The sequence below is a fragment of the Spirillospora sp. NPDC046719 genome (assembly GCF_040645715.1).
In the GTDB taxonomy this organism is placed as follows: Bacteria; Actinomycetota; Actinomycetes; order Streptosporangiales; family Streptosporangiaceae; genus Spirillospora.
This window is the reverse complement of sequence record NZ_JBEYYT010000071.1, coordinates 19610-30513: the sequence shown is the minus strand read 5'-3', so window position 1 is coordinate 30513 and position 10904 is coordinate 19610. Positions and strand designations below refer to the sequence as shown.

Below are 10904 nucleotides of genomic sequence, written 5' to 3'. Positions count from 1 at the left end.
GCGCGGCGGGCTCGTCCTCGGCCACCCCGCGCTCCCGAGGCTGCCACCGGGGTCGACCGGCAGGGTCAGGCCGGTCCGGACGGCAGAGCCTCCCCCGAGACGAGGCTCTGGTCTCATCACTGCGACCGAGTCCGCAACCCCCCAAGCGGATACTCAGTCACCCGGGAAGACGCACCCGGAGGCCGGGTCGGTTGCGTCCCGCCGGGCAAAGAGATTCCCAAGTCCCGGCGGGATCGCTCAGCCTGCGGTACCGGTGCCCGTCCTGGCCTTGGCGGGGATGCCGCGCAGGAACGCGGCGGCCACCGAGGACGCGGAGTACGGCCCCTCGATCGCGATGGCGAACGCGAGCTCGCCCGCGGAGCCGACGAACCAGGACACCGTCTTCTGCCTGCCGCCCTCGGTGTACTGGGCGGTGGCCGCGGTGCCGGCGACGTCGTTGGTGACGTGGGCGGCGCGGGCGACGCCCTTGGAGGTGGTGCGTCCCAGCAGGGTCGTCAGGTTGGCGACGGGGTCCGACGGCAGGTTCTGCGCGCCGACGTCGGCGGCCTTGGGCGGGTCGGTGAGCAGGTAGGGGGACCTCCAGGTGCCGGTCCGGGCGGCGCCCGCCACCAGGGCCATCGCGAGGGGGCTGACCTCGACGCCCTGGCCGGCCATCGCGGCGGCCTTGGCGCCCTCGCTGTTCAGCGGGGGCAGCGACCCGGTGAACGCGGGGACGGAGACGCCCCATCCCCGGCCGATGCCGAGCTGGGACGCCGCGGACTGCAGGGCGCGCGCGTCGACCTTGCTGCTCAGCTGGGCGAACGTGGTCGCGCAGCCGAGGGCGAAGGTGTTGGCGAAGGCCGTGTCGGCGTGCGCCTTGTTGGTGAACGTCTTGCCGCCGACCGTCACGCTGCCGGGGCAGGACGTCTTGGTGTTCTGCTTCATGCCCCCCTGCTCGAACAGCGCCTCGGCGGACACCATCCCGAACGCCAGGCCGGGCTGGTAGTGGGCCTCGAAGGCGCGGTTCTCGCCGCCGGTGGCGTGGTTGGAGACCGCGACGACCTGGCCCGTGTTCGGGCGCAGCGCCACCAGGGACGCCGGGTAGTGCAGCGCCTTGAGCGCGGCGTCGGCCCTGCGCTGGACGGTCGGGTCCAGGGTGGTGGAGACGGGCTGCGGCGCGACCCCGGGCCAGGTCTTCAGCACCTGCGTCTGCTTGCCGGTGGCGTCCTGCGCGACGACGCTCACGCTGGGCGTCCCGGCGAGCCGGCGCTGCTGGAGGAGCTGGACGCCGCTGACGCCGATCGTGTCGCCCGGCTGGTAGGGGGCGCCGACCTGCTGGAGCAGGTCGGCGGTGGCCGGGCCGAGCTCGCCGACCAGCTCCGGCGCGTAGTTCGGGGCGCTCGGCGCCTTGATCGCGTTGATCTTCAGGCCCGGGACCTGCTTCAGCCGCTGGGCCAGCGCGCTCTGCTCCGGGTAGCGCAGGGTCAGCAGCGACAGGAACTTCTGCGGCGGGGCCGAGCGGACCCGGCCGAGCAGCCGCTCGGAGTCCAGCCGGCGGCCGCCGGCGAACTTGGCCACCTTGGCGAGCTGGTCGACGGTGGCCTGCGCGTCGGCGAGGCGCCCGGGGACCACCCCGATGTCGTAGGAGTACACCTCGTGCAGCAGGCTGCGGCCCGCGCCGTCCTCGATCGGGGCGCGCTTCGGCACGTCGGAGACCACCGCGAGGCGCTGGCCGGGGCCGAGCTGCGGGTTGATGATCGAGGGGTTCCAGACGACCTTCCACTTGCCGCCGACCCGGCGCAGGTGCATGTGGCCGAGGTACTCCCAGGGCTGCCCGTTCTCGCCGAGGTCGATCTTCACGGAGAACCGCGCGTCGGCGTCGTCGCCGTTCTTGGCGATCGCCTTCACCTTGGTGTCGTCGACGCGGCCCTGGTCGTCGGAGACGCCGAGGGACAGCCGCAGCGACGCCGCGTCCAACTGGGCGCGGACGGCGCCGAGCGCGGACTCGACCGCCTTGCGGTCGGTGCCGACGGTCTTCTTCGCGGCGGCCGGGTAGTTGCCGACCTGCCAGGCGATCAGGAAGTCGCGGACGGCGGGCATCGCGGACGGCTCCGCCCAGCAGCCCGTCGTCATCGTCGCGACGAGGGCGCCGCAGGCCGCCAGCGAGACGGCGCGGCGGCGCACGGTGCGGCTCCCGCGCGGGAGCCGCCTGCGCGGGAGGCGTCCGCGGCCTCGGTTGGTCATCGACACCCTTACCGTCTCCTGAACCGGGCGGCCGCCGCCTTCTGCATCTCCCGGTCGGCTTCCCGCTTGGCGATGGCCTGGCGTTTGTCGTAGGCCTTCTTACCACGGGCCAGGCCGATCTCGACCTTGGCCTTACCGTCCTTGAAGTACAGCGCCAGGGGGATCAGTGTCCAGCCCGGCTCGGACGACTTGGCGATGATCTTGCTGATCTCGCGGCGGTGCAGCAGCAGCTTGCGGCGGCGGCGCGGCGCGTGGTTGGTCCAGGTGCCCTGCGTGTACTCGGGGATGTGCACGTTCTCCAGCCACACCTCGCCGTCCATCACGTGGGCGTAGCCGTCGGCGAGGGAGGCGCGGCCGGCGCGCAGCGCCTTGACCTCGGTGCCCATCAGCACCATGCCCGCCTCCCACGTGTCGTCGATGTGGTAGTCGTAGCGGGCACGCTTGTTCTGGGCGATGAGCTTGCGCCCTGTGTCGCGTGGCACTGTGATCAGTCCTTGTCCGGCGTCGTCGCGAGCAGGCCGCGCAGCACGCTCCGGCCGCGCTGCTCGGCCACTGAGGGAGGGCGGTCGGCGGAGACCGCCACGTCGGGTTCGATCCCGACCCCGTCGAGGTTACGGCCGCCCGGGGTGCGGTAGCGACCCACGGTCAGCTCGATCGCCGATCCGTCGGCCAGCCGGACCGACTCCTGCACCGAGCCCTTCCCGTACGTACGCGATCCTATGATCACCGCGCGGTCCCGGTCGCGCAGGGATCCGGCGACCACCTCGGCGGCGCTGGCGGTCCCCGCGTCGACCAGCACGACGAGCGGGGTCCGCGCGTCGCCCGGCGCGGTGACGGTGCGCCGCTGGACGGGCCCGCCGCGCGGTTCGTAAGTCACGACGAGCCCGCCGGGCAGGAACGCCGACGCCGTCTCGACCGCCTCGTCCAGCAGGCCGCCGGGGTCGCCGCGCAGGTCGAGCATGATCCCGCCGGCCGGGGCGCCGGACGGGGCGCCGGACGGCGACCGCCCGGTCACCGCGTCGCGGACCTGGCGTCCGGTGCCGCGGGTGAACGCGCCCACCCGGATCAGCCGGACGTGGTCGGGCAGGTCGGTCACGGTGACGTCGCCTCCGGAGACGGGGGTGCGGACGAGGTGGAACTCCTCTGTCCGACGCCCGCGGAGGACGGTGAGTTCGACGGCGTCGCCGGGGCGCCCGCGCAGCGCCGCCGCGACCCGCGTCACGTCCCAGCCCTCGGCCGGGGCGCCGCCGACCGCGGTCACGACGTCGCCGGCGAGGACGCCGGCACGGGCGGCGGCGGTGCCCGGCTGGACGCTCGCGACCCGCACCCGCGGATCGCCGTCGGCGCTGCCGAGCCAGATCCCGACGCCGCTGTACCGGCCGTTCAGGCGGCCCTCCATGTCGTCGTAGCGGGCCGCCGGGTAGTAGCGGGCCCACCTGTCGCCGAGGCCGCGCAGCATGCCCTCGATGGCGGCGCGGTCGAGCTCGCCGCGGCCGACCGGCCGCGCGGCCCGGCTGCCGATCTTCGCGGCGGCCTCGTCCAGCACCGACCCGCCCGCGGCCGCCCGGCGGTCCGGGCGCCCCTCACCGCTCAGCACCCCGAGCCCGTAGGCGCACAGGATCGCGGTGGCGACGGCGGCGCCGCGCAGCATGCGGCCTGGGACGGACATGTCGGCAAGTGTAAAACCGCGGCCGCGCGGCCCTCCGCCGCTCCGTCGGACGAGTACGGCTAGATCTTCAGGTATCTGCGCAGGGTGAGGAACGACGACGCGGCACAGAGCAGCACGCCGAAGCAGATCGACACGATGATCACCATGATCACCTGGAACCAGCCGAGCTGGCTGACCAGCTGCACCGTCCCGGCCAGCCGGTCGATCAGCAGTTTCTTGCTGATCACCAGCAGCACCGAGGCGAACAGCCCGCCGATCAGTCCCGCGATCGCGCCCTCCAGGATGAAGGGCAGCTGGATATAGGTGTTGGACGCACCGACCAGCCGCATGATCCCGGTCTCCCGGCGCCGGTTGAACGCCGACAGCCGGACCGTGTTCCCGACCAGCAGCACCGACGCGATCACCTGGATCAGCGCGATGCCCAGCGCCGCCGCCTGGAGCCCGTTCAGGATCTTGAAGAACTTCTTCAGGATCTGCTGCTCGTTGATCACCGTGTCGACGCCGGGATGCCCCAGCATCGCCTGCGCGACCGGTTTGTACTCCTCGGGGTTCTTCAGCTTCACCCGGAACGAGTCGGGGATGTCGCCCTCACGGGTGCTCTGCACGAACCCCGGCGAGCCGGCGAAGCGGTCCTTGAACCGCGCGAACGCCTGCTGCTTGTTCTCGTACTGGACGTTGGAGACCTGCGGCATCTTCTTCAGCTGCGCCTGGATCTCGGACCGCTGCTGGTCGGTGACGTCCTGCTTCTGGCAGTTGGCGTTGGAACTGGTCTTCGCGCACAGGAAGATCGAGACCTCGATCTTGTCGTACCAGTAGTCCTTGGACGCGGCCACCTGCTGGCGCAGCAGCAGTCCGGTGCCGAAGAGCGCCATGGCGATGGCGACGGTGATGACCAGTGAGATCGTCATCGTCAGGTTCCGGCGGAGACCGATCCAGATCTCCTGCATAACGAACTGTACGCGCATGCCTCGCTGTCCTTGATCGCCTGTTCCCGCCGCCGGCACGGGCTCCGCGGTGCGGGCCCTGAGCGGGCGTCCCCTCTGCCTGAGTCGTACGCCCGGTGGGATCCGTCGGGTTCAGATGGAGCCGCCGCTGGAGGGGTCCGCGGCGGTGGCCCGTCGGGCCGTGGTCGATGGGGGCTCGTGCCGGCTCGGTGCGCCGGGCCCGGGTCAGTACGCCTGGCCGTACACCCCGCGGGACTGGTCGCGGACGACCCGTCCGTCCTCCAGCTCGACGACGCGCTTGCGGAACGCGTCGACGATGGCGGCGTCGTGGGTGGCCATGACGACGGTGGTGCCGGTGCGGTTGATCCGGTCGAGCACCTTCATGATGCCGATCGAGGTGGCGGGGTCGATGTTCCCCGTCGGCTCGTCCGCCAGCAGGATCATCGGCCGGTTGACGAACGCCCGCGCGATCGCGACGCGCTGCTGCTCGCCGCCGGACAGCTCGTCCGGCATCCGGTGGGCCTTGCCCTCCAGGCCGACGAGGTCGATGACCTCGGGGACGACCTTGCCGATGAAGCGCCGCGGCTTGCCGATCACCTCGAGGGCGAACGCGACGTTCTCGAAGACGTTCTTGTTGGGGAGCAGCCGGAAGTCCTGGAAGACGCAGCCGATCCTGCGGCGCAGGTGCGGCACCTTCCAGTTGCTCAGACGGCTCAGGTCCTTGCCCGCCACGTGCACGTGACCCTGGGACGGGCGCTCCTCCTTGAGGATGAGGCGCAGGAAGGTCGACTTCCCGGACCCGGACGGGCCCACCAGGAACAGGAACTCGCCCTTCTCGATGCCGACGTTCACATGCTGGAGAGCGGGGCGGTTCTGGCTCGGGTAGACCTTGGTGACGTTGTCGAAATTGATCACGGCTGCATCACGGCGGTTCAGTCTAGGGGTTGGGGAGCGGCCCGGCCGCCGGCCGCGGACTGGCCGTCCGCGTGCTGCGACCTGCGCCGCCCGGCTCCGCGACCAGGGGGGCCGTGGAACCTTCGAGCAGTGTAGAGGGGACAGTCAACTACCTCGTCCCCCTCCGTGGGGTGGGAACGCCCGGGGCCCGCCGCGTTCAACGGCGTGTCGCGCGCGGACGGGACGACGGCGCGGACGGCGCCCCGCGGGGCCCCGACCTGTCCGTGCTGTGTCATGTACCGTCTCCCGACGTCCGGCCGTTTCATGCCGTCAAGCTCCCGGACTTGCCGGAACGACCATACAGTCCGGCTACGCTGGATGATGGTGAAAGATACCTAATCGGTCGACGATCGACGTATCCCCATATGGAGCCACGTACCGTTCACGGAGAGTGGGGCCCACGACATGAGCTGCGAACATCTGATCTGCGCTCGGTGCTCGAATCCGGTGGTCGAGGGACGCTGCCCCACCTGCCGCGCCGCGCGCGCGGAGCTGCACCAACACGGACCTTCCGTCCCGCCCGCCGTCGTGCTGGCCGTCCTCGTGGCCCTGCTGTTCGCGGCCCTCGTCCTGCAGCGCGTCTACGGCTGACGGCCCGTCCCGCCAGGGGCCCTCAGGGCTTCTTGAGGGTCGGGGTGGCGGCCTTGGAGATCGCTCCGTCGTCGGCCACCAGCTCGGCCTTGGGCTGCGGCTTGCCCTTCTTGGCGCGCGGCGGGTCGTAGGCGGCGAACTGGAACGTCGCCGTGGTGTCGATCTCATCGCCCTCGACGGTGCCGTCCAGCAGGTGCTCGGCCTCCTTCGGGATCTCCGGCTTCGGCCCGGGCGCCCCGGGCCCGACGACCGCGTTGTTGCGGAACAGCGAGTACAGGATCAGCCCTCCGCCGCCCTTCGTGCGCAGCCCGAAGTAGGGATAAGGCGTGGCCGTGTAGACGATGGTGAGGGTGAGGTCCTGCTCCTTGGCCTTCTTCTTGGCGCGCTTGGTCTGCTGGTAGTAGCCGGACGTGAGCGGGCCGGTCTCCATGACCTTGGCGGCGACGCTGGCGGCGCCCTCGGCGGCCATGGTCGCCTGGATCCCGCCGACGTCGCGGGGGCGGATCAGCACCGTGGAGTCGTCCGAGCTCAGCGGCTCGGCGTAGCCGTCCGGGTCCATCTGGATCTTCGGGAGCCGGGCCTTTGGCGCGAGTTCCGTCGCCAGCGTGAGGTGCCAGTCGTCGGTCGGGCTCCGCAGGATGAAGCCCATCAGCGCGGACTCCTTGCTCTTCTTGTCCCCCGCGACGGACCGGTCCACGGACGCGACGAACCACTGCGGGTACGCGTCGGCCTTCAGCTTCGGCACGTACAGCTTCGGCTTGCCGTAGGTGAAGCGGCGCACCGGGTCGCCGTCGAAGGCCGCCTTGCGGAACTCGGCGGCGGTGAGCAGGGACTGCCCGTCGGACGTCCAGGTCAGCGCCAGCCGCTCGTCGGCGGCGGCGCGGGCCACGTCCTCGTCGGTGATGTAGGTCTGGAAGGCCTTCTGGGCGACGTCGAGGGTCAGCGGCACCGGCTGCGGCGGGGTGGTCGACGGCATGACCGGGGTGGGGCGGGCCCGCGGCTTGTCGCCGCCGCCGCAGCCGCCGATCATGAGCGGCGGCACCAGCAGCACGGCGGCCGCCACCGCCCGCGCGATCCTACGCAACTACCGCCCCCCGGCACCGACGCCTCGCCGGGCCGTTCCCGGCCCTGCCTCCGGCCCGTGATTCTGCCATCCGCCGCGCGTCCGCGGGCGTCCGGGCACTGCCCGCACGGCGATAAGCTCGAAGCGTGGCAGGCATCGAACCGGAAGAGCAGCTCAAGGAGCTCGGCTCGACCCTCGCGGGCATCGAGCAGGTGCTGGACCTCGACGGCATGCGGCGTGACATCGCCGAGCTGCGCGAGCAGTCGGCCGACCCCGACCTGTGGAACGACCAGGAGCGCGCCCAGTCGGTGACGCGCCGGCTGTCGTACCTGGAGAGCGAGCTCGGCCGGGTCGAGGGGCTGCGCCAGCGGCTGGACGACGCGGCCACCCTGTACGAGATGGCGCAGGAGATGGACGACGCCGACACGCGCGCGGAGGCCGACGAGGAGCTGGCTGCGCTGCACAAGGCGATCCAGCAGCTCGAGGTGCGCACGCTGATGTCGGGCGAGTACGACGCCCGGGAGGCGCTCGTCACCATCAACGCGCAGGCCGGCGGCGTGGACGCGGCCGACTGGGCGCAGCAGCTGCAGCGGATGTACCTGCGCTGGGCGGAGCGGCACGGCTACCCCACCGAGATCTACGAGACGTCCTTCGCCGAAGAGGCGGGGATCAAGTCGACGACGTTCACCGTGAAGGCGCCCTACGCGTACGGGACGCTGCGCGGGGAGCACGGCACGCACCGGCTGGTGCGGATCTCCCCGTTCGACAACGCGGCCCGGCGGCAGACCTCGTTCGCGGGGCTGGACGTCGTCCCGGTGGTGGAGCAGAGCGACCACGTCGACATCGACGAGAGCGACCTGCGGGTGGACGTGTACCGGTCGTCCGGGCCCGGCGGCCAGGGCGTCAACACCACGGACTCGGCGGTGCGGATCACCCACATCCCGACCGGCATCGTGGTGTCCTGCCAGAACGAGCGGAGCCAGCTGCAGAACAAGGCCACGGCGATGAACGTGCTGCAGGCCAAGCTGCTGGAGCGCAAGCGGCAGGAGGAGGCGGAGAAGATGTCCGCGCTGCGCGGTGAGGGCACCAGCAGCTGGGGCACGCAGATCCGCAACTACGTGCTGCACCCGTACCAGATCGTCAAGGACCTGCGGACCGGCGTCGAGGTCGGCAACCCGACCGCGGTGCTGGACGGCGACATCGACGAGTTCATCGAGGCCGAGATCCGCTGGATGCGCCAGCAGGAGACCTCCGCCTGATCCTCGCCCGCGTGCGAGTTTTCGTATTCGGTGAGTGATCTCACGGTCACTCTGCGATTATCTTCCGTGGACCGGATCCACCGACTCCATCCACGGGGGGCTGCATGCCCGCACGCAACGTCACGTCCACGTTCCTGCCGGCCGTTCTGCTGGTCGGCGCCGCGCTGGCCGCAGCCGGGTGCGACGACAACACGTCCTCGGCCGGCGTGGGCCCGCCCGCGCTGTCCAAGCAGCAGGCCGGGCAGGTGCTGGCCGCCTACGCCACCGCGGTCAACCGGGTGGGCAAGCAGCTGGACGGCAGGCGACTGCCGGGCATCGAGGCCGATCCGCAGCTGTCCATGGACGAGGCCGCGCTGAAGCTGCGGCACGTGATCGGGCAGCGGCCGCCCGCGCTGAAGTTCACCCATCAGGTGTTCTACATACCGCGGCTGCACGGCTACCCGCACTGGTTCGCGGCCGACGCGATCACCGGCAAGGGCAAGCAGACGCTGCGGCACGCGCTGCTGTTCACGCAGGCCAAGGCTGGGGCGCCGTGGCTGCTGGCCGCCGACCCGTACCCGGCGGACGCCTCGCTGAGCAAGGTGGCGCTCGACCCGGACGGGTACGCCACCCCGGTGGACGCCGGCGACAAGGGGCTGCCCGTCGCACCGGCCCGGCTGCCCGCGGCGCACGCGGCGCTGCTGAGCGGCAGCCCGTCGGCGCCGGGGGCGTCGGCGCTGGCGAAGGGGCCGAAGACCAGCGAGACCTACGACGCCCTGAAGCAGGGCGAGCAGACGCTGGCGAAGCGCGGCGTCACGCTGTCCTCGACGTTCTCGGCGGCGCCGTACGCGGTGTACGCGCTGCGCACGAAGGACCGCGGCGCGCTGGTCTGGTACGTCGTGAAGCAGAACGAGGCGTATTCCGCCGCGAAACGGGGCAGGCTGGCGGTGAGCGGTGATCTCACCGGGCTGGCCCCGGCGGCGTCCGCCAGGACGCGGATGGACACGACCGTCCTGGTGCAGTACCTGGCCACCGTTCCGCCGAAGGGCCACGCCACGGTCACCGGCATGTACCGCAAGGCGATCGCGGCCCACGGTTCCTGATCTCCGTCGGGTGCCGGGCCGTCCCGCTCTTCTCGACCGCTGCAGTGGGCCGGTCCCGGCATCCGACGGGCCGCCACCGGACGCTCCCGTCCGGCGCGCGGCCCTCGGCGGGGCCCCGCGTTCTTCTACACTGGCGCGACATACTCGACATTCCGTCCGCCGAGGTGGGAAGTGCGCCGAGCGCCCCGCGTGGCCGTGGCCGCGGTCATGGCCGGCTCCGCCGTCCTCACCGGGGCCTGCTCCGGCGGCGGCACCGGCGGCGGGGCGGCGGCCGCCACGCCCACCGGCTCTCCGGCGGTCGGCGCGGACGAGTCCCTGAAGGTGCTGCGCGACTGGACGGACCGGCACAACAAGGCCATCACGTCCGGTGACGAGAGGCTCTGGCGCGCCACCGTGACCGGCGCCCTCGCCGCGCCGGTGACGGCCCGCGTCCGCATCTACGGCCGGCTGCCGGAGTCCGCGACGATCTCCCTGGCGAACCCGGTGCTGTACGTGCCGCGCCGCTCCGCGTACCCGAAGTGGTTCGGGATCGCGGCGCTGGAACGCTCGGACGGCAAGGACCAGCAGGTCCTCGGCGTGTTCGTGAAGACCGGCGCCAAGGACGACTGGCGCGCCGCGCACTGGCTCACCTTCCAGGGCGGCGCCCCCGACCTCGCCTACGACGCCGAGGGCTACGCGATCCCCGCGCCCGACCGGGGCCTGCCCGCCGCGCACGCGGCCTACCTGGCCAAAGGCGACGAGAGCGGGCTGATGCCCGACGCGTTCTCGGCGAACGCCCGCAAGGCCGAGCAGGGCGACTGGAAGGTGACGCCCGGCGGGTTCGAGCCCGGCCCGGGCCCGTCGTACGCGCTGCGGACCAGCGACGGCGGTTCCCTCGTCTGGTACGGCCTGACGCAGGACGCGACGCTCACCGGCGGCACGGAGCCCGGCCTGCCCGCCGACGTCCGCGACCACCTCGCGAAGGACGGCCGGAAGCCGGGCGGGACCGTCCACGCGTCGTGGCAGTGGCTCGCGATCGGCTACGCCCCGCCGTCCGGCAAGGGCCGCGTCCTGGGCGAATCCGTCTCCCTCACCGCCGCCCGCTGACCGCCGAGATGCGGCGTGCCGCCCCTATCCCGG

10 protein-coding genes are annotated in these 10904 nt (G+C 72.1%); 4 read left to right on the top strand and 6 right to left on the bottom strand.

Annotated elements, in window-relative coordinates; genetic code table 11:
- Positions 1 to 237: 237 nt before the first annotated feature.
- The 5 genes from ABZ914_RS15310 to ftsE form a co-directional block, all read right to left on the bottom strand.
- Positions 238 to 2223: a penicillin-binding transpeptidase domain-containing protein gene (locus tag ABZ914_RS15310; protein ID WP_500193543.1), complete on the bottom strand. Its 1986-nt coding sequence runs from the start codon at positions 2221 to 2223 to the stop codon at positions 238 to 240.
- 8 nt (positions 2224 to 2231) lie between these two features.
- Positions 2232 to 2705 (bottom strand): SsrA-binding protein SmpB, encoded by a 474-nt coding sequence (gene smpB / locus ABZ914_RS15305; protein ID WP_190863019.1) that lies wholly within the window; start codon positions 2703 to 2705, stop codon positions 2232 to 2234.
- 5 nt (positions 2706 to 2710) lie between these two features.
- Entirely contained in the window at positions 2711 to 3892 is a 1182-nt protein-coding gene (locus ABZ914_RS15300) for a S41 family peptidase (RefSeq protein ID WP_500193542.1), read from the bottom strand.
- Between the two features lie 59 nt (positions 3893 to 3951).
- Positions 3952 to 4857: a permease-like cell division protein FtsX gene (gene ftsX / locus ABZ914_RS15295; RefSeq protein ID WP_190863023.1), complete on the bottom strand. Its 906-nt coding sequence runs from the start codon at positions 4855 to 4857 to the stop codon at positions 3952 to 3954.
- A 204-nt stretch (positions 4858 to 5061) separates the two neighbouring features.
- Positions 5062 to 5751, bottom strand: coding sequence for a cell division ATP-binding protein FtsE (gene ftsE, locus ABZ914_RS15290; protein WP_151541270.1), 690 nt, complete (start codon positions 5749 to 5751; stop codon positions 5062 to 5064).
- A gap of 444 nt (positions 5752 to 6195) precedes the next feature.
- Between ftsE and ABZ914_RS15285 the strand changes: the two genes are divergently transcribed.
- A complete protein-coding gene (locus tag ABZ914_RS15285) occupies positions 6196 to 6381 on the top strand; it encodes a hypothetical protein (RefSeq protein ID WP_190863025.1) in 186 nt (61 codons plus the stop codon).
- Positions 6382 to 6403: 22 nt separating this feature from the next.
- Here the strand turns inward: ABZ914_RS15285 and ABZ914_RS15280 are convergent, their stop codons facing one another.
- A complete protein-coding gene (locus ABZ914_RS15280; RefSeq protein WP_500193541.1) occupies positions 6404 to 7444 on the bottom strand; it encodes a DUF8094 domain-containing protein in 1041 nt (346 codons plus the stop codon).
- Positions 7445 to 7590: 146 nt separating this feature from the next.
- On the opposite strand from ABZ914_RS15280, the gene prfB reads away from it, so the two are divergent.
- From prfB to ABZ914_RS15265, 3 genes are all read left to right on the top strand, one after another.
- The gene (gene prfB, locus ABZ914_RS15275; RefSeq protein WP_151541273.1) at positions 7591 to 8703 is read left to right on the top strand and encodes a peptide chain release factor 2; all 1113 of its coding nucleotides are present in this window, start codon (positions 7591 to 7593) and stop codon (positions 8701 to 8703) included.
- A gap of 104 nt (positions 8704 to 8807) precedes the next feature.
- Positions 8808 to 9785, top strand: coding sequence for a DUF8094 domain-containing protein (locus ABZ914_RS15270; RefSeq protein WP_500193540.1), 978 nt, complete (start codon positions 8808 to 8810; stop codon positions 9783 to 9785).
- Positions 9786 to 9956: 171 nt separating this feature from the next.
- Positions 9957 to 10871 (top strand): DUF8094 domain-containing protein, encoded by a 915-nt coding sequence (locus ABZ914_RS15265; RefSeq protein WP_500193539.1) that lies wholly within the window; start codon positions 9957 to 9959, stop codon positions 10869 to 10871.
- Positions 10872 to 10904 lie beyond the last annotated feature (33 nt).